This window comes from Mucilaginibacter sp., from assembly GCF_965277465.1.
Classification (GTDB): domain Bacteria; phylum Bacteroidota; class Bacteroidia; order Sphingobacteriales; family Sphingobacteriaceae; genus Mucilaginibacter.
In genome coordinates this window covers 365,472-388,955 of sequence record NZ_CBDICW010000002.1, presented here as the reverse complement: position 1 = coordinate 388,955, position 23,484 = coordinate 365,472, and the positions used below count along the sequence as shown (strand labels likewise).

At 40.0% G+C, this 23,484-nt stretch carries 17 protein-coding genes; 3 read left to right on the top strand and 14 right to left on the bottom strand.

All coding sequences use genetic code 11. The features are described 5' to 3' along the window. Positions 1–3 precede the first annotated feature (3 nt). Entirely contained in the window at positions 4–321 is a 318-nt protein-coding gene (locus tag ACQY4U_RS13995) for a helix-turn-helix domain-containing protein (protein WP_428330062.1), read from the bottom strand. 302 nt (positions 322–623) lie between these two features. Between ACQY4U_RS13995 and ACQY4U_RS13990 the strand changes: the two genes are divergently transcribed. Further along, positions 624–3,206 (top strand): PAS domain-containing protein, encoded by a 2,583-nt coding sequence (locus tag ACQY4U_RS13990; protein ID WP_428330061.1) that lies wholly within the window; start codon positions 624–626, stop codon positions 3,204–3,206. Between the two features lie 1,375 nt (positions 3,207–4,581). Continuing rightward, positions 4,582–6,138 carry a serine hydrolase gene (locus ACQY4U_RS13985; protein WP_428330060.1) on the top strand — a complete coding sequence of 519 codons (1,557 nt, stop codon included), beginning with the start codon at positions 4,582–4,584 and terminating at the stop codon, positions 6,136–6,138. Positions 6,139–6,267: 129 nt separating this feature from the next. Here ACQY4U_RS13985 and ACQY4U_RS13980 read toward each other — a convergent pair whose 3' ends face one another. From ACQY4U_RS13980 to ACQY4U_RS13950, 7 genes are read right to left on the bottom strand one after another with little or no spacing between them, the layout of a single operon-like run. After that, a complete protein-coding gene (locus ACQY4U_RS13980; protein WP_428330059.1) occupies positions 6,268–7,413 on the bottom strand; it encodes a formylglycine-generating enzyme family protein in 1,146 nt (381 codons plus the stop codon). A gap of 12 nt (positions 7,414–7,425) precedes the next feature. Beyond that, on the bottom strand, positions 7,426–9,291 hold the full coding sequence (locus ACQY4U_RS13975; protein ID WP_428330058.1) for an arylsulfatase: 1,866 nt from the start codon (positions 9,289–9,291) through the stop codon (positions 7,426–7,428). A 1-nt stretch (position 9,292) separates the two neighbouring features. Beyond that, positions 9,293–10,243, bottom strand: a complete 951-nt coding sequence (locus tag ACQY4U_RS13970) for a sterol desaturase family protein (RefSeq protein WP_428330057.1) — start codon at positions 10,241–10,243, stop codon at positions 9,293–9,295. Then, the gene (locus tag ACQY4U_RS13965) at positions 10,227–10,427 is read right to left on the bottom strand and encodes a hypothetical protein (protein ID WP_428330056.1); all 201 of its coding nucleotides are present in this window, start codon (positions 10,425–10,427) and stop codon (positions 10,227–10,229) included. Before ACQY4U_RS13965 ends, ACQY4U_RS13970 begins: the two co-directional genes overlap by 17 nt. 6 nt (positions 10,428–10,433) lie before the next feature. After that, a complete protein-coding gene (locus ACQY4U_RS13960) occupies positions 10,434–10,595 on the bottom strand; it encodes a hypothetical protein (protein ID WP_428330055.1) in 162 nt (53 codons plus the stop codon). 26 nt (positions 10,596–10,621) lie between these two features. Continuing rightward, positions 10,622–12,106, bottom strand: coding sequence for a RagB/SusD family nutrient uptake outer membrane protein (locus tag ACQY4U_RS13955; RefSeq protein ID WP_428330054.1), 1,485 nt, complete (start codon positions 12,104–12,106; stop codon positions 10,622–10,624). An 11-nt stretch (positions 12,107–12,117) separates the two neighbouring features. Next, positions 12,118–15,234, bottom strand: coding sequence for a SusC/RagA family TonB-linked outer membrane protein (locus ACQY4U_RS13950; protein ID WP_428330053.1), 3,117 nt, complete (start codon positions 15,232–15,234; stop codon positions 12,118–12,120). Between the two features lie 529 nt (positions 15,235–15,763). On the opposite strand from ACQY4U_RS13950, the gene ACQY4U_RS13945 reads away from it, so the two are divergent. Then, positions 15,764–16,618 (top strand): oxidoreductase, encoded by an 855-nt coding sequence (locus tag ACQY4U_RS13945; protein WP_428330052.1) that lies wholly within the window; start codon positions 15,764–15,766, stop codon positions 16,616–16,618. Positions 16,619–16,781: 163 nt separating this feature from the next. On the opposite strand, the gene ACQY4U_RS13940 is transcribed toward ACQY4U_RS13945, so the two are convergent. The 6 genes from ACQY4U_RS13940 to ACQY4U_RS13915 all read right to left on the bottom strand — a co-directional run bounded on the left by ACQY4U_RS13940 (position 16,782) and on the right by ACQY4U_RS13915 (position 23,483). Further along, positions 16,782–18,131 (bottom strand): sugar transferase, encoded by a 1,350-nt coding sequence (locus ACQY4U_RS13940; RefSeq protein WP_428330051.1) that lies wholly within the window; start codon positions 18,129–18,131, stop codon positions 16,782–16,784. Positions 18,132–18,259: 128 nt separating this feature from the next. Next, positions 18,260–19,366, bottom strand: coding sequence for a glycosyltransferase family 4 protein (locus ACQY4U_RS13935; protein WP_428330050.1), 1,107 nt, complete (start codon positions 19,364–19,366; stop codon positions 18,260–18,262). Continuing rightward, positions 19,363–20,469 (bottom strand): glycosyltransferase family 4 protein, encoded by a 1,107-nt coding sequence (locus tag ACQY4U_RS13930; protein ID WP_428330049.1) that lies wholly within the window; start codon positions 20,467–20,469, stop codon positions 19,363–19,365. The genes ACQY4U_RS13935 and ACQY4U_RS13930 overlap by 4 nt, the downstream gene beginning before the upstream one ends. Positions 20,470–20,483: 14 nt before the next feature. Continuing rightward, the gene (locus ACQY4U_RS13925) at positions 20,484–21,803 is read right to left on the bottom strand and encodes an O-antigen ligase family protein (protein ID WP_428330048.1); all 1,320 of its coding nucleotides are present in this window, start codon (positions 21,801–21,803) and stop codon (positions 20,484–20,486) included. 3 nt (positions 21,804–21,806) lie between these two features. Beyond that, positions 21,807–22,979, bottom strand: a complete 1,173-nt coding sequence (locus ACQY4U_RS13920) for a glycosyltransferase family 4 protein (RefSeq protein ID WP_428330047.1) — start codon at positions 22,977–22,979, stop codon at positions 21,807–21,809. A 9-nt stretch (positions 22,980–22,988) separates the two neighbouring features. Then, positions 22,989–23,483 carry a serine O-acetyltransferase gene (locus tag ACQY4U_RS13915; RefSeq protein ID WP_428330046.1) on the bottom strand — a complete coding sequence of 165 codons (495 nt, stop codon included), beginning with the start codon at positions 23,481–23,483 and terminating at the stop codon, positions 22,989–22,991. Between the last annotated feature and the right edge of the window lies 1 nt (position 23,484).

Below are 23,484 nucleotides of genomic sequence, written 5' to 3'. Positions count from 1 at the left end.
AAATTAGAACTTAACAATAGTTGCTGTTTCCATCAGCCCCTCTATTTTGTCAGCATCGTAATAAGTCACCTTGCCCAATTTTGTAAAAGGGATTTTGCCGTTATCCCGCAAAGCCTGGAGCTTACCATGCGATATGTTGAGCATCTTGCGAACCTCTATAGCTTTCAACCATTTTTTGGTTTTCCCGCTCACCTGGTCTTTAAGCATAGATTTAATATCGGATAGCAAAAGGTCTTTAAATTCTAAAAGGTCGCCAACTGTAATCAGTTGGTCGCGAAACATCTTTCCCTGTTTATCGAAATGTGAAATAGCTTTTTCCATAATCAATATTTTATCCGACAAAATTGAAAAGGAAGATTTTAAGTTTTTCACCACTCGTACCTAACTTAGGTGTTTTTTTATTTTCTTAAAAAATAAAATTGGGCTTTTCAGGCAAGTTAAAATGGGCTTTTCATACTAGTACAAAAGAAATGGTTGATGTACTTTTGTAATGCTCGGAATTTAATTTATGGGGTAATAAATAAGATAATATGAAGAAGGGCATGAACGCAATATTGGGTTATTTAAATGCTTTGTCAATAACTCAACTGGTTGTATATTTGTGTAATTACCCTTGAGATCACATGTCAATTATTGAACAGAACGGGCCGGAAGCTTTAGACCTACAAATTTTTGAATCTTTACCTGGAAATTTCCTCCTGCTTTCACCGAACTTTCAAATATTGGCGGCTAGTGATAGCTACCTAGAGCTATTAAATAAAACCAGGGATAATTTAAATGGGGGTTTCTTGTTTAGTTTCTTAGCTGAAGCTAATCTTTGGTCATCTGAACAAAACGCTGTCATTGCTGAATCATTGGACAGAGTTAAGCAAAATGGCACTAAAGACGAGTTATCCGAAATCTGCTTTGATACAAATGAAGAAGGCATTGGAATGCAGCAGCGTTATTGGAAAATTGTTCATAAGCCAGTAAAAAATAATGGGCAATTGCGTTATATCATTCACCAAATTCTTGAAGTTGCTGCTGGAATCGTGAAAGAAGATCAGGTACAAGAGGAACTAAAGACTGCGCAAAACGACGAGGCATTAGCACGGCTTCAGGCAGAACAAATGGCAAGTCTCTTCCATGATATCCCAGCTCAAATCGCTATTGTGCGTGGCCCTGAACTAGTGTATGATTATATTAATCCGCAATATCAGCGTGAACTCTTTCCCGGCCGCGAAGTACTCGGAATGCCGCTGTTAACGGCGTTGCCTGAGGTCGAAGGCCAGCCGATCTGGGATGTTTTGCAAACCGTATACTCAACGGGTCAACCACACATCCAAAACGAAATGCTCATCCCGTTGGCACCACACAAGGATGAAGCAGTGGAGGATCATTATTTTAACCTCGTTTATCAACCATTATTTGATCAATCGGGTGACGTTTATGCCATATTAAGCTTTAAGTATGAGGTCACTACCCATGTAGCTGCAAGGAAAGCTTTGGAAATTACCGCGCGTGGCCTGGTTGTGGCTAACGAAAATTTGAACAAAGCTCTTGAAGATTTACAGGCGCTTCACGAAGAATTGCATTCTGCCAGCGAAGAACTGATAGCGAGCAACGAACAACTGGTGCAAGCACAGAATGAATTAAATGTTTTGAACAAAGATCTGGAATTGAAAATAACTGAGAGGACCCGCGAACTCGAAGAAATGTTTGAGGAACAGCAGGTATTGAATGAAGAGATCGGCGCTGCCAACGAAGAAATGGCTGCTGCTAACGAAGAATTGGCCGCGACAAACGAAGAACTCAACGAGACACAGCGAGTGCTTCAACTGACATTAAATGGACTTACGGAAAGTGAGCAGCGTTTCCGTAACCTGGTACGTGATGCTACGGTTGGTATTGTATTGCTGACAGGTACTGACCTGCACGTGTCTATCGTTAACGACGTCTATGGAGCACTTATCGGGCGAACTGCTTCAGAACTTGATAGCCGCCGCTTGTTCGATGTGATCCCGGAAGCGGAAGCTGTTTTCCGTCCCGTGATTGAACGCGTACGGGATAGCGGTAAACCGCTGTATTTATATGATCAGCCTTATCTAGTTTATAAGGATGGCGCAGCGATCGAAGGCTTTTTGAACCTTATCTACCAGCCCTATCGGGAAGCGAATGGCAGTATTTCGGGAGTGATGATACTTTGCCAGGATGTGACAAGCCAGGTGACGGCCAAACGAGAAATGGAAAAAAGCGAAGCGCGCTTCAAATTTTTACTTAACGCCATTCCGCAGCAAGTATGGACCGCTACAGCAGATGGTGCTCTAAACTATGTGAACCAAGTTGTAAGTGTGGATTTTGGACATACTATCGAATCTGTTGTGGGGCATGGCTGGCAGGAATTCGTTCATCCGGAAGATCTGCCGCCTGCTTTGGATAAATGGATCCGTGCCCTGCAAAGCGGGCGTGAGTACCTCACGGAGTTTCGCCTTAAATTTGCCGACGGAAAATATTATTGGCACCTGGCACGCGCTGTCCCCTTGATAGAAGAAGGTAAAACCACCTTATGGTTAGGTACGAATACTAATATTCACGAGCAAAAAACAAACGAGTATAAAAAGGACGAATTCATCAGTATTGCCAGCCACGAGCTAAAAACTCCGCTCACCACTATTAAAGCTTTTTTTCAACTCGCCAAGCGAGAAGCCGGCGAGGAAAAATTGCTGGGTCAATTCGTTACCAAAGCGGAAAAGCAATTATCGCGTCTTGGCCGCCTGATCGATGATCTTTTGGACGTATCCAAAATCAATGCCGGCAAGATGACCTACAATATGGAAGATTTTGATTTCGGGAAATTATTGGCAGATACCGTAGAGAGTATACAGCAAACCTCCGTTAGTCACCAAATTGAGATCAATGAAAACTGCGGCACTATATACCATGGCGACAGGCATCGGATAGAGCAGGTAATCACCAACTTGCTGAGCAACGCTATCAAGTATTCCCCCGACGCAAAACAGGTAATCATTAATTGTGAACTGGTACAGCAAAATCTAATTGTTTCTGTACACGATTTTGGCATCGGTATCCCTGAAGAGCATCTTAAAGGCTTATTTGACCGTTTTTACCGGGTCGATAATTCATCTGCGCGTTTCCAGGGAATGGGCTTGGGCTTGTTTATATCAGCAGAGATAGTTAAACGTCACGGCGGTAGTTTTTGGATTTAAAGCGAGCCAGGCGTCGGCTCGACATTTTATTTCCTACTTCCGTTAAGCGGCAAACAGGAATTCAGCGATATCGCCGGGGACGGTCAAAGTTTTTACGAAGCTAATTTTGTCACTATCCGTTACCTGGCCGAAGGTAATTACCTGGATGTAAATTGGACAGGGTATCAGAATTATGAGTCTGTAGTTAAAGGATGTGGCATCATCCTCGACCTGATTCAAAAAAATAACTGTAACAAGGTACTCAATGACAATACGGAGGTTAAAGGAAATTGGTCGGAGGCATCTGATTGGGGTGCCGAAGTATGGTTTCCTGCTATGTCGAAAGCGGGCCTCCAAAAATTTGCCTGGGTTTACTCTCCCAGTACATTTAGCCGTATCGCGGCCAATGTAAGCTTGCCTACCTCCTATGATGCGGTGGCATTTTTTAATGATAAAGGTTCGGCCAGGGGGTGGTTGATTGGTTAACGAAATGCAGTGAGGTAATTGACGGATTAAATGGTAGGATGGTCAATACGATTGTGATAAAGGAATACAGAGAATCTTAAAGTTTAAGTCATAGATTACCTGCCACTAAAATCATGTTATACATGATGGGGTAATAAACTGGTATGCGCTTTAAAATACAGTTGGTTTGGAACCTTCAAATTACCGCAGGTAAACCGAAACAGCCGGAGCCTGTAAGTAAAGACATATAGAATATATTTAAAGTTTTTTAAATACATAATTTGCAGATTAGCGTTCACTCGATTTAAGAGCAATGGAGTTCAAAACATTGTATTGTGCATTTGTTTTCATTATATTTGTACAGTTAATTTAGTTCTTTAAACTACATCAAACAAGTACAAGTAAGTACAAAGTAAATCGGTAACCTTTTAGGTAACCTATTACTTTTAGATAGATGTAACTCATTAATATTCAGAGGTATTACGCTTTCAAAATATAATCCCAGCGGGATCACAAAAAGCCTCAGAGAAATCCGAGGCTTTTTTGCATTAATAAAAATCCATTATCCCGGGTCTTTAAATTATAAAAAGTAGCCTACTGTAATCAGTTGATCGAGGAATATCCTTCCATATTCTCAAAAATGTGAAATAGCTTTTTTTATAACCAATATTTAATCAGACAAAATTGAAAAGGAAGAAATAGATTTTTCACACGTAATGTATGAGGTAGTGTTTTTTTAACGGTAATTGATTTCTTCACAAAATAAAGTTGCGACCCAATAAGAATTATGCTAATTCATATATAGAAAATTTCAATAATTAAACTAAAGGTATATGAGTAGATAGAAAATAACATTTGTAATTGCCGCTTTTTAGCTAATCATTTTTTAAATTAAAATGATTAGTTCTTTATATTGCATAAAAAGTTTATCATGCGGGCACGTTGGTTTATTACTATTTTAAATGTAATTATAATTAACCTCATTTTTATAAATTCAAATCCGGCACTCTCCCAGGGCTTGAATGAGAAACAAATTGATAGTTTAGCTAAAAGGACTATACAGCTGTTTCAAGTTCCTGGCCTCGAAATTGGAATAATCAAGGGCGGCAAACTAATTTATAGTAAAGGATTTGGCGTGCGTTCGTTAAATTCTGGTCAAACGGTAGATCCCAGAACGCTTTTTGGTATAGCCTCTAATACTAAGGCTTTTACCGCTGCTGCACTTGGTATTTTGGTTGACCAAGGCAAAATTCATTGGGATGATAAGGTTACTCATTATATTCCGGAATTTCGTCTTTACGATAATCTGGCAACAAGGGAGATCACTATAAGAGACCTCCTTTGTCACCGAAGCGGGCTGGCAACAGGTGCCGGGGATCTGATGCACGATCCGGACTCTACGAATTTTACGGTAAAAGATATTATTTACAATTTGCGTTACATAAAACCTTCATATTCATTCAGAAATAAATTTGCATATGATAACAATCTTTACCTTGTAGCAGGAGAAGTTATTGCAAGAGTTTCAAAAATGCGTTGGGAGGATTTTGTCGAACAGCAAATTTTGAAGCCATTAGGTATGGTTAACAGCGCAGCATCTTATAATGATTGCAAACAAAGCCTCAATATTATCGATGCACATAAGAAAATAAACGATTCAATTAAAGTAGTTACCCGGTATACATCTGAAAAGGATGATGCCGCAGGCGGTATTTATTCTAATGTAGAAGACATGAGCAAATGGATGCTGATGCTGTTAGATCATGGAAAATATGGTCTTAATTTAGAACATCAGCTTCTTACTGAACAGACAGTAAACGAACTTTTTTCACCGCAAACAATAATACCTACTGGTAATAGGGGAGTTTACCACACACATTTCACTGCTTATGGTTTAGGCTGGTTCCTTCTGGATGTAAAAGGATATAAACAGGTCGTGCATACAGGTGAGGATGTTGGTATGGTATCAGAAGTAGCAATGATACCGGAATTGGAATTGGGGATAGTTGTCTTAACCAATAATGAGAGCAATGCAATAGATGCTATTACTTATCAAATATTAGATAGCTACCTCGATATTAAAGGAGTTGATGAATCTAAAAGTTCACTGAATAGATTAAGATCAGGTGAGCAATCCGCATATCAGGAAAAGATTAAAATACTCTCACAACTAAACAAGTATCCAATCAGCGCACCTTCTAATAAAAAGAGCTACATCGGAACATATAAAGATAAATGGTTTGGTAACATAAAAATCAGTCTTCATAAAAAATCTTTGTGGTTTGCTTCTGAGCGGTCACCCCAGCTACGAGGTACTTTACAACCTTTAGGACAAAACACTTTCTATGTTAGATGGCAAAATCCAGATCTTGATTCTTATGCTATAGTGATATTTAAAATTGATTATAAAAATGTAGTCTCCTCTTTCTCATTTGGAGGTACAGACCCTTATTACGAAGGATTATCTTTTAAAAGAATAAAAAATTAAAGTGTTCACGTTTTATAAAAAGTGTGAATTCCTAAATTAGAAATAATGTATTTGCAAACTATTTATAGAAATACATTCAAACAATTAAAAGTAAGTAAATCGGCAACCTTTATTGCCTGAGTTGGGCCGCTAATTCTGCACGCATCTGAAACCTAAATGTTCCATTCCGCTGTCTTCGCTGCTTTTCATCCGGCGTGCTACCCTGTAGCCGGTACAATAACTTTCATTACATAAAAACGAGCCGCCGCGTATCACACGTTTTTTGGTGTAAGGTTCATCAGGATCATAACTGGTTAAAGATCCTTTAGGATTTGTAACGCCACCAGGCCTGCTTACGGTTTTATAATAGGTATTATTATAATAATCAGCGCACCATTCCCAAACATTGCCGGCCATATCATATAATCCATAACCATTGGGTGCAAATGAGGAAACCGGGGCAAGTCCGTAAAATTTATCTTTCACGGTATTATTATCAGGGAAGTGCCCTTGCCAGGTATTGGCCTTAGGTTTGCCGGCATCCACTGGTTCATTACCCCAGGGATATACCTTGTTTTGTAAACCACCACGGGCGGCCCACTCCCACTCAGCTTCGGTTGGCAATCTTTTACCGGCCCATTTACAATAAGCAACGGCATCGTACCATGAAACATGAACCACCGGGTAATTATCTTTTCCTTTAATGCTGCTGCCTGGTCCGTGCGGGTGTTTCCAGCTGGCTCCTTTTTTCCACGCCCACCATTGTGTGTAATCGTTGAGGTCAACAGCATGTTTTGGCGGGTCGAAGACCAATGATGCCGCAACAAGCAAGCTATCATCAGGTTTTGGCGTTCCCTGTGGCAGTTGCTTTTTTAACTCATTCCAATCAGGCTTTCGTTCGGCTGTTGTTATATAGCCTGTTGCTTTTACAAAAGCGGCAAACTGCTTATTGGTTACCGCGGTTGTATCCATCCAAAAACCGTCAACAATAACTTTGTGCTTAGGGTATTCATCTGCTGCTGCCTGGTTGTTATCGCCGCCCATCAAAAAAGCGCCCGGCTTTATCCATACCATACCTTTGTGATTGGTGCTACTTTTCAGATCAGGCATTAACGCACTGCTGCTTGCCAAAGCCGCGAATCTTTTTGGAATATTTGACTCACAGCATAGTAACTTTTTCGTATTGCCCGCAACAGGTGCAGACGCTTTTGAATTAGCAGTAACCGAATGGTTATTTTGCTTGCAACCATTAAAAACAGTTGCAAGCAAAAAGAATAATAGGAGATACCTGGTCATTTATAAAGATGATTAGTTACCCGGATTTAGTGGCTTATGAGCGGTGCGATGGATTCTGCCTTTAAGTACATCTTCCCAATCAATAAAAGGGTAAAGATTGTTCTTTTGAGCCTGTTCCTCAAACAAAGCTTTTAACTCATTCAGTTTTTTTGGGTATTTAGCGGCAAGATCAATCCGCTCATTAAAATCAGTATTCAGGTCATATAGCTCCCAAACATCCTTATCAAAATTATTAACCGTATCTGCCTTGGGGTTGTTCAAGATACGGGCATAGTCGGTAAAATCAGGATGATGATATACTTCAGCCTTCCAGCCATCTTTATAGATAGACCTCGATCCAAAAATATAATAATGCTGTATATGGTGTTTGGCCGGCACTTTAGCATCATTGAACGAATATACTAGGGATGTTCCCTGCAAAGTATCCTGTTTTATACCACGGATAGACTCGGGTGCCTTAATGCCAAGGTATTCCAAAGTGGTGGGCAGCAGATCTATTACATGCCCATATTGTGTGCGGATAGTGCCTGCATCCTTTATACCTTTTGGATAATAGATGATAAGCGGGTTGCGGGTACCGCCTTCGGCATTTGCATCCTGTTTCCAGTATTTAAACGGCGTATTTGCAGCTTGTGCCCAACCTAAAGGGTAATTAGTTTGCTTAGCTTCGGGCGTGCCAATCTCACCAATTTTATCGAGATTGTGCTGAATGTTCTCCTGCTCATTTGCAGGTTTTGAAAATATCTGGCGGTCAATATCACCGTTTGGTGTACCTTCCTTACTCGCGCCGTTATCGCCGATAACTACAAAAACAAGCGTATTATCTAATTGCTTACTTTGTTTAAGATAAGTTATCAGGCGGCCTACCTGTGCATCGGCATACGTTAAATAACCGGCATAAACTTCCATAAATCGGGCATACAGTTTCTTTTCATCAGGCGATAAGGTATTCCATGCTTTTATATTCGGGTTGCGCGCAGGTAAAATTGCGTTAGCGGGTATAATGCCCAGTTTTTTCTGATTTTCAAATACCTTTTCCCTGAATACATCCCAGCCGCCATCGAATTGGCCTTTGTATAGATCGCTCCATTCATGACTTACCTGGTGAGGCGCATGGGTAGCTGCGGGTGCATAATATAAAAAGAAAGGCTTATCAGGTGCTACTTTTTGCTGCCTGCCCAGGTAAAAAATGGCCTTGTCGGTAATTTGCTCATTCAGGTTACGGCCATCAGTTTTGGCGTGGGCGTTATCCTCAACCAGGTCGGGGGTGTACTGATCAGTTTGTGAGCCTAAAAATCCGAAGAAATGGTCAAACCCTTTTCCCAACGGCCAGCGATCGAAAGGGCCGGCATCTGTAGCATCCTCATCGGGAGTTAGCCCGTATTTACCAACGGCAAAAGTATTATATCCATTCTCCCGTAAGATCTCGGCGATGGTACCCTTGTCTGCCGGGATGCGCCCGTCATAACCTGGAAAACCGGCTGACATTACCGTATGGGCAAAACCACCCATGTGCACATAATGATGATTACGCCCGGTTAATAATGCCGCGCGGGTTGGCGCGCAGATACCTGCCGTATGGAAGTTGGTATAGCGCAAACCCAGGTTGGCAAGGGTATCAAAATTGGGGGTTTTTATTACGCCCCCAAAGGTTGATGATGCGCCGTAGCCAACATCATCCAATAATATCCAAACTACGTTGGGAGCACCTTTGGGTGCTTTAGTATTGGGTACCCATGCTTCTTTTGAGTCGGCAATGGTTTTACCTATCACCCCTTTAAAAGGCTGTTGCTGCTGCTCAAAACTTTGTGCACTTGCATGGTTAATAACCAGTATACCCGCAACCGTTAATACATGCTTAATTTTAAAGTATTTCATTTTAATTACCAGAATAAGAAGTTTGCAAAACAGCCACTTTGGGTTTTGATTTTTCGGTTACATGGGGTTCTTTATCAACATCGGTACGAACCACTGGGCCATCGGCAGCAAGCTCACTCCCTTCCACATTTGATTTAAAAATTGGCCACATTAACTGCGAGTACCATGAATCGCCTTCATAATGTGATATACCATACGCTTTAGGGTACTGGCGTGAAATTAAGGCTGTACCAAAAATAATATCCCACAAAAAGAACATGTTACCAAAGTTGCCTTTGTAATAGCCTACGCCATCATCGGTAGTGGCAGCATGGTGCGCATGGTGAGTTGCCGGGGTAGAAATTAAACGTTCCAAAACCCAGGCTATAGGGTGCAGAATTTTGTATTTATACAAAGGCTTATCCCACGGAATACTTGAATGTGCAAGGGTTGTAATGGTTGATTTAACGATCCTTACGGCAATAGCAGGGATACCTAAACCCAAGTAAACCAACGCAGCAGTTAAATAGATCTGAGAGAAAAAGATGGTATAAATAACATTTTGCCTGCTGGCCATTGCCATACCCATGTAAGAGGCCGAATGGTGGGTACGGTGAAAACGCCATAACCACGGTATTTGGTGGTGCAGGCGATGATACCAGTATTGGGTTAGATCATCAGCTACCGCAATGATTGCAAATCCCCACAAAAATGGCACCCAGCTAAATACATTTTTTGCTTCGGGGAATAAATAGGGTAAAAAATGCAAACTGTAATAAGCAACGGCTGGCTGTACTACCAAACGTGGTAGTGTAAAGCAGGCAATATCCACCCATCTTTCGTTTTTAGGCCACTTATTTTTGTATAGGCCAAATGAAAATTCAAGTACGCCCAGGAAAAATACCAGGAAAGGGAACCCGAAACCGTTAAGGTTATCTATCAGGTGTTTGAAGAAATTAATCGTTGCTTCCATTATTCAAAGTGTTTTTGGTGTTAATTGATTTGGTTATTTCTTTTTTTGCCGGCTTTTTTTCCCAAGGGCGCTCGCCGGTTATGGCAAACGTGATAAACATGAGCGCAATGGGTAGTATGTACAAAAACAGGCTCAGTAATGCATTGCGCACTATTTGCTGTTTGGTTTCTTTTTCAATTTTCATGATACGTCATTTTAACTGTTTTACAATTGGTGCTTTTGCCACCTGTTTATCGCTCAGCAACTTTTGGGTAGCCCAAAGGCCCCCGGCAATAATGATAAAAGGTATCAGGGTGATAACCACGCCAACCAATATCTTTTTACCAATAAGGGATACATCTGATAGTGTCATATCTGTTTGATTTAATTGTTTATGATTTAATTATAACCCGGGTTTTGTTTTAGCTTGGGGTTTTGCTGTATTTCAATAAGCGGTATAGGGAACAAGGTGTTTTTAGAGCTCGCGGCAGATTTTGCAGGTATTTTATGCAGGGCATCAACCAAAACAGTACCTCCCTGCCGCACCAGATCAAACCAGCGGTGGCCTTCCTGTATAAACTCTTTTCTTCGTTCCAGAAAAACAGAATCTCTGAAATCAGCCTGGCCTAATCCCGGCGTAAGATTAGCAATGTGTGCCCTTGTTCTAACCTGGTTAATGGCTGTATAAGCATCACTTGTGGGGCCGCCGCTTATTTCATTCAAAGCCTCGGCCTTCATCAATAATACATCCGCGTAGCGCAATACAGGATAATTTACAGCGCTAAGCGTTTGTGATGATAGTGGTGAAAGGCTGTAATCAACAAACTTGTTAAAATAAGGGGTGTAGGCATTATGAAATACCACATACTTACCCGTTGCTGCATTATAAACCGAATCATAAAAAGTAACGGCCCGCCTGGTATCATTAGCGCTAAATAGTTTGAATAAGCTATTGTCAACAGGTATATCAATCGGGAAGGTACCTGTATTGAAAGAGGTAAAGCTTTGGCTAAGATCATTTATGCTATTTGCCTCACCTAAATTGGTTTCGTATTGTACAGAGAAAATATGCTCCGGCCCATTTTTGGTAGCTTTCTGAAAAGCATCATAATAGTTGGGGAAAAGTGCATAACCATAGCCTCCGTTTACAACCAAGTTTATTTGCGCCAGAGAATTATTCCAATCCTGGCGGGTTAAATACACTTTTGCCAATAATGCATGTGCGGCGCCCCCGGTAGCTCTTCCTAAATCGGTAGTGCTGTAACCTTTAGGCAGGTTAGTAGCATCCTTTAGGTCAGCAATAATTTGTGTGTAAACAGCATCCTGAGGTGTACGGGCAATAAACAGGTCTTCGATATTTGTGCTGTTGGGGTTATGTAATACCAACGGCACATCACCATATAAACGAACCAGGTTAAAATAAAGCAGCGCCCTGATAAATTTAGACTCCCTGATCAGCCTTGCACGAAGCGTGGTATCCATTGATATAGCCGGTATATTATCAATAGCAATGTTGGCCCTGTTTATACCATAGTACAGCTGCTGCCATACTTTTTGCACCCGGCTGTTTGATGTTATATAACTCTCGGTACCCAATGCCCTAACATCGGGGTTGGTATTGCTGGGGCTGTACAGCTGGTTATCGCTTGCATTTTCAACCAACAAGTTCAGTTGCCTGCCATATAGCGGAAAATCGCCCGCCGGGTCGCTGTTCAATGTGCCGTAAATTGCATTTACAGCTGCTGTAGCATCTGAGGTGGTTTTGTAAAATTGAGCTGATTCAATGACCGATTTTGGATTTTCGCTTAGTTTATTGCAGGATGTGATACTGATTATCAGACCTGCCGCTAATAAGATAATTTTATATGTGGATAGATTTTTCATTTGTTATCAGATTAAAATGTGACATTGATACCTGCCAAAAAGGTGCGGACAGCAGGATAGGTTCCATAATCAATTCCTTGTTTGGTATTGTCGTTATCATAAAAATTCACTTCGGGATCAAGGCCCGTATACTTGGTAACAGTTAACAGGTTTTGCCCTGATACGTATATCCTGAGCTGTTTAGCACCAATTTTTGAAGCGATGCTATTGGTGAAGGTATAGCCCAGGGAAGCAGTTTTTAGTTTAAGGTATGAGCCATTCTCTATAAACCTGTCGGTTACCTGCGGCACTGGCGAATTGGTTGCCCTGGCTACAGTACCGCCCGGGTTTGAAGGGCTCCACCTGTTCAACAAAGCTGCCGATGCATTTTGGGTAAGCGTGGGGCGTTCCAAACTCTGCTCTAACAAGTTGAATATTTTATTACCATACGAGCCGGTAAAGAACACCGACAGATCAAATTGCCCGTAGGTAAATGTATTGGTTATACTACCCGTAAACTTTGGCTGCGCACTGCCCAGGCTATGTTTATCATTGGTAGTTATTACCCCATCATGGTTGTAATCAACATATTTAGTATCGCCTGCCTTTTGTGGTACACCATTTAATAGCGGTACCCCTTTGGCTATATCGGCCGCGGTTAATAAACCCTGGGTAGAATACCCCCAAAATGTACCCACCGGCAAACCTACCTTAACAATAACCGGCGAAACCTGCCCGGTTGGCGCTAAGGGGAAGTAGCTGCTTACACCCGGACCCAAACTCAATATCTTGTTCCTGTTTTCGGCAAATACAATGTTGGTTTTCCAGCTAAAACGATCCGTTTTGATGTTGTCGGTGTTAATCCCTAACTCAATACCCTTGTTTTCAACGCTGCCCACGTTTTCCAGTTCACTTGCGTAGCCTGAGTATAATGGCAATGGCACATTAAGCAGCAGATCTGAAGTTTTTTTATAATACGCATCAAAAGTTAAGTTAATGCGGTTGTTAAAAAGGCCTATATCAAAGCCGCCATCATATTGCGTGGTGGTTTCCCATTTAAGGTTTGGATTATCTATCTGTAAAGGGGCTATACCCGTAACCAGCTTGCTACCGAAATAATAATTTGTTGGCGCAAGCGAGGCTAATGAACTGTAAGGTGGCACTTCTGAGTTACCGGTTTGCCCTGCGCTTAATCTTATCTTCAGGCTGTTAATGGTTTGCTCAAGCGGTTTAAAAAAATCCTCCTTATCAGCATTCCATGAAAACCCGGCAGAAGGGAAATACCCCCATTTGTTGTTGGCGCCCAGTTTTGATGAACCATCGGCACGGCCTGAAACCGTTAAATTGTATTTATGCTCAAAGGAGTAGTTAATCCTTGCCAGGTACGAATCCAAAGCCTGGCTGGCAAAAGTGGAAGTCGGCAAATTGGCGACCCCTGCGTATGAAAGGTTATTATAGGTAGTAAGATCGTTTGGAAACTTTTGAGCAGATGCTATTACCGATGAGAAACGGGTATATTGTGTAGTGTAGCCTGCCAGCACATCGAAAAAATGTTTATCGTTAAAAGCGTGCTTGTACGTAAGCGTGTTTTCATTTAACCAGCTCAATGAATTTCCTGAACCTATTGAGGCAAAACCGCTTACCGCATACCCCCCGGATGTATTTGATGGTGCGTAATAATCCTGCTGGGTATTTAATATATCAGCACCGGCAGTAACCTTTAAGGTAAGGTCAGGTAAAAGCTTATACTCAGCAGCCACATTTCCTAAAAACCTGGTTAAAGTAGTGGTATTGGTTGTTGCTGTAATATCCTGCAGTGGGTTGGTGGGTGTTGCTATATACGGGCTGTTGGTATAATAACTACCATTAGCATTATAAATAGGCGGAACAGGCGATGTTAGCAACAAACTTGAGAAAGCATTACTGAAGTTGTTGCTTCCATAAGTACTGCCCACCAATTTATTTTCGATAGACTGGCTGCCTGTAATATTGGTTGATACCTTAAACTTGCTGGTTACATTTTTCTCGTAATTAACACGTGCCGAATATCTTTTAAACCCGGTATTTAAAATAGTACCCTGCTGGTTAAAGTAGTTACCTGAAATAAGATATCTTGATTTCTCATCACCACCCGAAACAGACAATTCACTATTGAACTCCGGCGCATTTTTCAAGGCAGCATTTTCCCAGTTTGATCCTGTTCCTAAAGCGGCAAGCTGGGCGGCGGTATAAGTTTGCGCAACGCCATCGCTTGTATTAATATCATTAACTAATGATCCCCATTGCTGCGCGTTGAGCAGATTGAGCTTTTTCGCGATGGTTTGTGTGCCATAATATGAACTGAAATTAACGTTGTTAGTGCCCTTTTTCCCTTTTTTTGTAGTGATAATAACCACGCCATTGGCCCCATGCGAACCATATATAGCAGTAGCAGAAGCATCCTTCAAAACTTCAATTGATTCAATATCACTGGGGTTAATGGTTGAAAGTGCATTAACGCTTGTACCGTTCGATCCTACGTTGGTATAATCATTATCATTGTAGATAATAAATCCATCTATTACATATAATGGCGCGTTACCAAACGATATGGAATTACCACCGCGCACCCTTATGGTAGCTGTACTACCAGGTTGCCCCGAGTTTTGAGTAACCGCCACGCCCGAAACCGAGCCTTGCAGCAAATTATCAAATGATGCGGCGGGCTGGTTTAATAAATTTTTAGGCACTGAGGCAATTGAGCCTGTCAGGTCACTTTTCTTTTGTGTGCCATAGCCAACTATAACCACATCATTTAACTGGGTAATATTCTCGGCCAGTTGGATGTTAACAGGCGTACCTGTGGCAACAACCTCTTTAGTTTTATAACCAATATAGCTTACTACCAAGGTATACGGAAGTTTTTGTCCTGTAATAAAAACAAAGCGGCCATCAGCACCTGTGTTTACTTCGTGGGTTACGTTTTTAATACGCAGGGTAACCCCGGCAATAGGTTGTTTGGTTAAGCTATCAACTACTATACCTTCAATATGGGAGTTAATTACAGGTATATCTTTTTGCTGCGCAAGGGCAGTGAAGGGTATAATTAAAAATAAAAAGGCACTGAGAAACTTATAGGGCAGATATTTTGCATGGATATATATTTCCATATATTTAAATGTTTTATGTTAATGATTTAATTCATTCGTAAAGCTTTGATGATCAGTTGTTGATTCGCAGTCGTGGCTGATCCATCATGTAATTAACCGGCAAGGCTTCCTTGCCGGTTTGTTTTTTATGTGGGTTATTGTTAGCAGTTCATGTTCGGGGTTGTTTGTGTGGTGATTTTATGCAGGTGCACTTGAAACAGGCATAGCCCTTCCTAAGCATCATACATTTTCTATAATTTGGTGGAGTATTGCCTTTAGCAACAACAATGGGCACAACACATTCGCTGTACCGGGATAGTACATGAATACTTTAGTGTGTTGATTTTAAATTGTAAAAAAGCTTTCATTCGTTTATTCTACGGCGCAAATATATAAATAATTTTTAATTACTACTAAAAAGGTAGATTTAATAGATTATTTATTCGTTTTATTTTCATTTACCTATAAAATGACAATTAAATAATCACCCGCTCTTTTTAAAATCCCTAATTTCACTAAACACAATCAGCAAAAAAGCTGTTATACAATTATGGGAAATACAAAAAATCCAGTTTGGTTTATAACCGGCTGCTCAACAGGGTTTGGCCGGGAACTGGCAAAAATGATATTAGAAAAAGGCTGGAATGCCGTAATTACCGCCAGGAAGCCGGAACAGGTTGAATACCTTGTAAAAGGTTATGAAAGCACCTCGTTACTTTTAACGCTTGATGTTACAGATAAAGATCAAATAGCCAAAGCAGTAGCCGCAGCCGAAGCAAAGTTTGGCAAAATAGATGTATTGGTGAACAATGCCGGTTACGGCTATTTTACCAGCATTGAGGAAGGCGAGGAAGATAAAATAAGAGCACAGTTTGAAACCAATTTTTTCGGGTTGGTTAACATGACCCAGGCAGTATTACCCGGTATGCGTAAAAATAAAAGCGGACACATTATTAACTTTTCGTCCATTGGCGGTATCAGGGCCTTTACAGCCACAGGCTTTTACCACGCAACAAAATTTGCTGTGGAGGGCCTGTCAGAATCGCTATCGCAAGAGGTAGCGCCGTTGGGTATAAAGGTACTTTTAGTTGAACCGGGGCCCTTCCGTACTGATTGGGCAGGCAGATCTACCGCGCGTACAGAAACAAAATTAGATGATTATAAGGAAACCGTTGGCAAACGTATGGATGTTAGCCTGCAAGGCAGCGGCAAACAAGCTGGTGACCCTGTACGCGGATGCCAGGCGATAATTGATGCAGTAGAATCAGATACCCCTCAATTGCGCTTGCTGTTAGGCGAAATGGCTTACAACCTGGCAATAGAAAAACTGGATATTTTAAAGTCCAATTTTGAATCCCTGAAAGAGAAAACAATTAACGCGGATTACCCGGAATCTGAGCGTTAAGTCCAGCCCTTTAATGCGGTACTTAACAGGGTCTGTTTTTACCAATTAAAAGAGAGTTACTAATTATAAAATACTATTAGTTGATACGCACAAGGCTTAAAACAAAACAGGCTAACAGATTTATTGATCTGTTAACCTGTTTTGTTTTATGGTTATATTTTTATTATTTTCCTTTACGCTGAATCATAACTTTAACTGTTTTTAAAATAATACTCACATCAGCATTCAGGTTAATGTTTTGCAGGTATAAAAGATCATACCTTGTACGGTTACACATCTCATCTATGTTTTCGGCATAGCCATAATGTACCTGACCTATAGAAGTGATACCGGGTTTTAAACTCAGCAACTTTTTATAATTCGGGGTTCTTTCAACAATTTGCTCAATAAAATATTGCCTTTCGGGACGGGGACCAACAACTGACATCTCCCCCTTCATTACGTTCCAAAACTGAGGTAACTCATCAAGCCTTGTCTTTCTGATTATAACGCCCCATTTGGTAATACGCGGGTCCCTGTCTTTTGAAAGCTGCGGTCCGGCCTGTTCTGCATTTACATGCATACTTCTAAATTTGTATATATAAAATGGTTTTCCATTTTTCCCAATCCGCTCCTGCTTATAAAAGGCAGGCCCTTTTGAGGTTACTTTAGTTATTACATATAACATGGCAAATACCGGCAAACCAGCGGACATTACTGCTGAAGAAAACAGCAGATCAAAGCTTCTTTTTAAAATCCTGATCTTTAAACTTAATTCCGGGTTTGAGCTTAATTGAATTACAGGAAGGTTGTGATAATCCAATAACTTAGCATGGTTGTTTTCAAGAATAAGATCTGAAACTACCTTTATCTTAATATGGTTTTCCTCACCTATTGCTATAAACAATCCTATTAATTCTACCTCTATATGCTTATAGCAAAGAAATATCTCATCTGGCCTTTTTGATGTTATCTTATTGATCAATGCTTTTTCAGACAGGTTTGAAACCTGCACATCTGTAATAAATTCCAGCAGGTCATAACCATATTCAGGATGTTTTGAAAATGACTTGATCAACCTTTTACCAATTTTTTCATCACCAATAATCATAATCTCGCGATGATTGTAACCGTTTTTGCGGAAGTAATCAAGTAAAAAGAACAACAATGACCGCTGAAAGATCATTAATATAATATAGATTGCGTAACAAAAAACCACCTCCGCCCGTGATATATCAGCTATTTTTGCAAAGTATACAATGCTGAAAAAAAACAAAAGATGATAGGAAAGCGTAACCAGAAATTTATTAATACTATTGGTTAAAACCAAAGGGCGATGTACCTCAAAGTTCTTGGTGAACAGTGACATGATAACCCAAGTAATATTAACTAATAGTAAAAATGCAATTGATGGAAATTGCATATAAACAGTATTAAATACCAGGTAATGTGCACTATAGAAAGCAATATTCAGTACAGCCAGATCCGATAAAAAAATGGATAAAGGAAGATATTTTGAGTAACGTTTTGACATAAGATTTAGTGCCGCAAATATAACTTAACTAACTTGGAATTAAGAAAATTCTTTTTTTAAGTATTTTATTAATTATTATTATGGGTTATAACTCAAATTTTGCACCAAACTATTTATAAGTAGATAGATTATTTTTTTTGCAGAACTTTATTTATATACAATTTTAAAGACTGCCGAAAGTTATTAGTGGAGAATATAGCAGCATGATTTGCTATTTCTGTAAAATTAAATTTTGAGCTGTTTGATTCAAACAATTTCACTGCTTCAATGATTGAAGCTGTGTTTTGTTCATTAAAGTAAACACCTGTTATATTTTCCAGTACAGTTTCCAATACACCGCCTTTACCGTAAGCTATAACCGGAGTACCGCAGGCCTGCGCTTCTACAGGTAACATACCAAAATCTTCTTCTGCGGCAAAAACAAAAGCCTTACATTTTGATAAATAATGCTTAAGCACATCAAAAGGTTGGTAACCCATTAAAACAATATTTGGGCCTGCAAGCTTACTTATCTTTTTATAATCAGGGCCATCGCCTATAACTATTAATTTTTTATCGGGCATTTTATTAAAAGCCTCAACAATCAAATCCATTTTTTTGTATGGTACCATGCGCGAACAGGTAAAGTAAAAATCCTCGCGCTCATGGCTTACCTCAAAATCCTGTACGGCAACATTTGGGTATATGGTTACACTATCGCGGTTATACACCTTTTTTATGCGCTTGCCAATATAGTTGGAGTTGGCGATAAAATGATCAACACGGTTGGCGCTGATAAAATCCCATTGCCTGATACAGTGCAATACCACTTTTGCTATAAAACCCTTGATGCCTTTATTAAGTCCTGATTCTTTTATATACTGGTGATAAAGATCCCAGGCGTAACGCATTGGCGAATGGCAATAGCATACATGCACCTGCCCCGAATGTGTTAACACGCCCTTTGCAACAGCATGCGACGAAGAAATAATAAGATCGTACGATGACAGATCAAACTGCTCAATGGCCAAAGGGAAAAGAGGCAGGTAATTCCTGTACTTTGTTTTAGCGAAGGGCAGGTTCTGGATAAATGACGTGGTAACCTTGTGCCCGCTTAAGCCTAAAGTTTTTATGGTTTCGTCGCGTGCTACTAAAGTGTATATATCAGCATCAGGATACAACGAAGCTATTTCCTTAAACACATATTCCGAGCCGCCAATAACGGTTAGCCAATCCTGTATTAATGCAACTTTCATACGCTTTTAATTACCCGGTTAAAAATTTCAATATGTTTAGCAGCGCAATCATCCCAGGTAAATTGCTTTATCCTTTGCAGGCCATTTGTTAAAAGGCCATCGCTCACACTTTTTTGCGTTAGTACTTCGGTCATTTTATTGGTTAATTCTATTTCATTACGGGGGTTAAAATATAAAGCCGCATCGCCACAAACTTCAGGAAGGCTGCTGGTTGCTGCTGCAATTACCGGGCAACTATTCAGCATGGCCTCTAAAGGAGGCAAACCAAACCCTTCATAAACAGAAGGGAATACAAATAATGATGCATTTTTGTATATGGTATCCATATCCTCGTTAGCAACATACCCTGTAAACAGTATAGCTTGTTGTACCTCCGGCTGGCTTTTTATCCAATGGGTAAGTTCCTCATCCCCGGTTAAAAATCCATCTCTTTTACCCACTATTACCACTTTGTACTGCTGCTTTAATTCACTGCTCAAAAGCAAGTATGCTTTTAACAATGTTTTTAAATTTTTGTGTGGTTTTACATTGCCAACAAACAGTATATAATTTGCGGGCAGGCTATATTTGTCCCTTACGTTTTGGGTATTGTTATAACTTGCAGCCTGGCTAACTCCATTATATACAACATTTACTTTTTGTGTTGCGCAGCCGGTATACTTTATAATTTCACCTTTTGAAAAACCAGATACAGTTATAACCTCATCGCTTAATTTAACAGCCGCATTGATAACCACTTTGGCATACAATTTTTGTTTAAAAGATAGCTCCTTATAAAAGGCCAAATGATAAACATCATGTATGGTAGCAATGCGCCTTTTGCTTTTTACCCACATTAAAGGCACGTTATAATGCGGCGACCAAAATAAGTCGGCAGGTTTAGCAGCCTTTTTATATTTACGCTGCTCATCAATTGAATATATAGGCGAATTAAAAGGGATTACCTGCGCTATGGATGATAAGGACGATAATGTTTCTGCATCGCCTAAAAGCGTGGTATCATAAGCCTTACAAAGGTATGGTAACAGCATTTGCAGGTACTTTCCAATTCCCGAATGGTTGTACATCCGCGCATCAACACATAAACTATATTTGGGTGGCATATATATTTAACTAACTATTCTGTCAATAATCCTTTTTCACTATCAATACTGTTTATATCAGTTTTTGTTTTTTGCGAAAAGAAAAGTATAATACCCAGCAAAAACCAAGTGTAAAAAAAGTAGATAGAAACGCCTAACAATAAAGGTGCTATGTATGATAATATAATGTAAGGCGATTGATCAAAGTGTTTACTTATAAGTTTTGATACCCTAAAATACAAAAACAGGTAAACCAAAAACAAAACCACACCGGCTTCCAGCAACAAATCCAGCATACCGCCGAAGCCTGTTGCATCCCACATACTTACTGGTACTTCGGGCATAAAGGTACGGTATTGCGGGTTGTTCCTTACCAGCGGATAATTCCCCCAGCCTATTCCTGTTACCCATTTATTTTTAAGCATATTGGGTACTATAACAGTCGCCGAAATACGGCCAAGCATAAAATTGGGGTCAAGCTCACCTGGAGCAAAGTTTGCCGTACGCTGTTCCACATCAGCCAGGTTCTGAATATAATTGTCAAAAACCAACGTACTTATATAAACAGTGGCTACCCCTGCAACAATAAACAGGCTAACTTTTGCAACCGCACTTTTAAAAAGGTGCTTTATTTTAATGGTAAAAAAAACAAAAAACGTAAGGACCACCATCATGTAGCCGGCTTTGGAGCTGGCCATTAACACAAGTATTATACAAATAATTATATACCATTTATTTAACGCAAGCTTTTTGTAAAAACCTACACAAACGCTAAGTAAAAAGGCATAGAATAACCCAAATGGCCCACCTTCTACATAAAAACCTCTAAGCCGGTAAAGCAAATCGCCCTCGCTGGTATCATAAACAATAAGGTTATCATAAGCACTGGTATGTAACAAATGCGCCTTGTATAAAGCAAAAATGAAGATGTATAGCAGCCCGAAACAGAATATCTGAACAAAGAGGAATTTTTTAATAAGCAGCAGCGGATCCCTGGCAAGCTTTAAGGCATTTAAAATAAACACGCAAAATATGATACAGGCAAGCATCTCCACAAAGCGCGAAAGGCTGATAAAGTAAGGATGTTTTAACAGCGGTAAATCCTCGTTGATAAAAAACTGGGCTATGGTATTTGTTGCAAAAGTTTTAAACAGGAACAACACGTAAAAGGCAAAAAATAAAATCAGTGTTTTGCTTTTAAAGGTTTCTTTTATGTAGAAGGGCAGCAACATCAGCATTAACAACTCCGAGATTTTTATGCTGCTTACTTTAAGATCGGGCATTTGCAGGCAAAACGTGCAGATGGCAATTAGCCATAATTCCGATTTATAAAATACCAGCCCTTTGCGTTCCACCGGTTAGTTTTTATTTGAGGTGAAAAATAAATTATAGTTGGCCGCCATACTTGCAATATTAAACCTGCCCGCCACTTTTTCTCTTGCCTTTGTTGTTACCTTTTGCTGATCGTTAATGTGTGTTATGATATATTTTAAGGTTTGATAAATACTGGCTTCATTATCTGGCTCAAAAAGGTAACCGTTTACCTTATCATCAATAATTTCGGCTGTACCGCCTGTGTTTGATGCAGCTACTATTTTTTCGCAGGCCATAGCCTCATAAATGGTGGTACCCAGGGGCTCACTACCATCGCTGTTGCTATTGTTTATCAAAATATCGCAGGCATTATAAAAAGCAGGCATATCATTAATTTTACCAATATAGGTTACTGGCTTATTTTTACCGGCATAGTTCAAAACCTCATCCATGTAAGCAGGATGATCTGCCGATGGTACACCAGCCAGTAAAAGCCTGCAATCAGTAAACTCTCTGTTTATAGCTTCAAAAGCTTTTATCAGTGCCAATTGTCCCTTTCGCGGTTCAATGGTACCTGCAAGGCCAATAACTATGGTTTGTCCGCTAACCGCTAAATTATTCCTGAAGTTTTCGCGCAGTATATCATCCTTTTTAAACTCATTTAAGTTTAAACCATTATATAATACTACAACCTTGGTATTTTGTGTTTGATACTTTTTTTTAACTGCGTTAGATACCGCAAGTGTCAGATCGTACGCTTTTACACAAAGGGATGATATTTTATGATCAAGAGATGAAAAATATTTCAGGTCGTGATCGCTCCACACCCATTTTACTTTTGGGTAGCATATTTTTGAAAACCATATAGCGGGTAACAAGTACGATGCGGGTACAATGGTATTAGCATGCACAACATTTATTTTATGCTTGCTGATATAACGCAGCACTATAAATGATACCGAAAAGTAATTACTTAAACCCAACAGGTAAAACCTGAGTTTGCTGGTACTGCTCCTGTTAAGTTTTTTTAGCTGGTTAAGTAAAGTAATTTTTGAAAATGCTGTATCAGGATCATCGATCAGGGATTGTGCAAAACCGCCCGGCGAAATAAAAAGGTGGGCATTTACCCCGTTTATATTTTGCACTACCAGGCGCTGGATCACCTTTTCGGCGCCCGATGCCTTTTCGCCACCAAAAACATACAAAACATTCAACATATCCGGATATTATAACTGCCTGATAACTTTTGCCGGGTTACCGGCTACTACACAATTAGCCGCCACACTTTTTACCACTACTGAGCCGGCTCCTATAATCACATTATCGCCAATGGTAATATTGCCTATTATACAGGTATTTGACCCAATGTTTACGTTATTACCTATAACAGGCGACCGATCATCTTTATCGCCTTTATTACCAATAGTGGTACATTGCCTTAAAACGCAATTGTTGCCAATAACAACCCCCCTGTTAATCACCAGCGAATGCCCATGGTGCAGCTGTAAATTTTGGCCGGCTTTGGTATGCCATGATAACTCGCAGCAAAGTATCCACTCAATCCAAATAGTGTATATGATCAAAAACCAGAAAAAGAAAACCAGCATTATTTTGTTTTTGCGTACCTGCTGTGCAAAACGATACATCAATAAAATATACTGCCCTTTTATATTGCGCTTATTGGCTTTCCAATCCTGGAATAAATAGCTGAAAAATCCCATT

Bases quoted from the DNA above. Each gene is read 5' to 3' on its own strand.
- ACQY4U_RS13995 (WP_428330062.1), bottom strand. From the start codon at position 321: ATGGAAAAAGCTATTTCACATTTCGATAAACAGGGAAAGATGTTTCGC.
- ACQY4U_RS13990 (WP_428330061.1), top strand. From the start codon at position 624: ATGTCAATTATTGAACAGAACGGGCCGGAAGCTTTAGACCTACAAATT.
- ACQY4U_RS13985 (WP_428330060.1), top strand. From the start codon at position 4,582: ATGCGGGCACGTTGGTTTATTACTATTTTAAATGTAATTATAATTAAC.
- ACQY4U_RS13980 (WP_428330059.1), bottom strand. From the start codon at position 7,413: ATGACCAGGTATCTCCTATTATTCTTTTTGCTTGCAACTGTTTTTAAT.
- ACQY4U_RS13975 (WP_428330058.1), bottom strand. From the start codon at position 9,291: ATGAAATACTTTAAAATTAAGCATGTATTAACGGTTGCGGGTATACTG.
- ACQY4U_RS13970 (WP_428330057.1), bottom strand. From the start codon at position 10,243: ATGGAAGCAACGATTAATTTCTTCAAACACCTGATAGATAACCTTAAC.
- ACQY4U_RS13965 (WP_428330056.1), bottom strand. From the start codon at position 10,427: ATGAAAATTGAAAAAGAAACCAAACAGCAAATAGTGCGCAATGCATTA.
- ACQY4U_RS13960 (WP_428330055.1), bottom strand. From the start codon at position 10,595: ATGACACTATCAGATGTATCCCTTATTGGTAAAAAGATATTGGTTGGC.
- ACQY4U_RS13955 (WP_428330054.1), bottom strand. From the start codon at position 12,106: ATGAAAAATCTATCCACATATAAAATTATCTTATTAGCGGCAGGTCTG.
- ACQY4U_RS13950 (WP_428330053.1), bottom strand. From the start codon at position 15,234: ATGGAAATATATATCCATGCAAAATATCTGCCCTATAAGTTTCTCAGT.
- ACQY4U_RS13945 (WP_428330052.1), top strand. From the start codon at position 15,764: ATGGGAAATACAAAAAATCCAGTTTGGTTTATAACCGGCTGCTCAACA.
- ACQY4U_RS13940 (WP_428330051.1), bottom strand. From the start codon at position 18,131: ATGTCAAAACGTTACTCAAAATATCTTCCTTTATCCATTTTTTTATCG.
- ACQY4U_RS13935 (WP_428330050.1), bottom strand. From the start codon at position 19,366: ATGAAAGTTGCATTAATACAGGATTGGCTAACCGTTATTGGCGGCTCG.
- ACQY4U_RS13930 (WP_428330049.1), bottom strand. From the start codon at position 20,469: ATGCCACCCAAATATAGTTTATGTGTTGATGCGCGGATGTACAACCAT.
- ACQY4U_RS13920 (WP_428330047.1), bottom strand. From the start codon at position 22,979: ATGTTGAATGTTTTGTATGTTTTTGGTGGCGAAAAGGCATCGGGCGCC.
- ACQY4U_RS13915 (WP_428330046.1), bottom strand. From the start codon at position 23,483: ATGGGATTTTTCAGCTATTTATTCCAGGATTGGAAAGCCAATAAGCGC.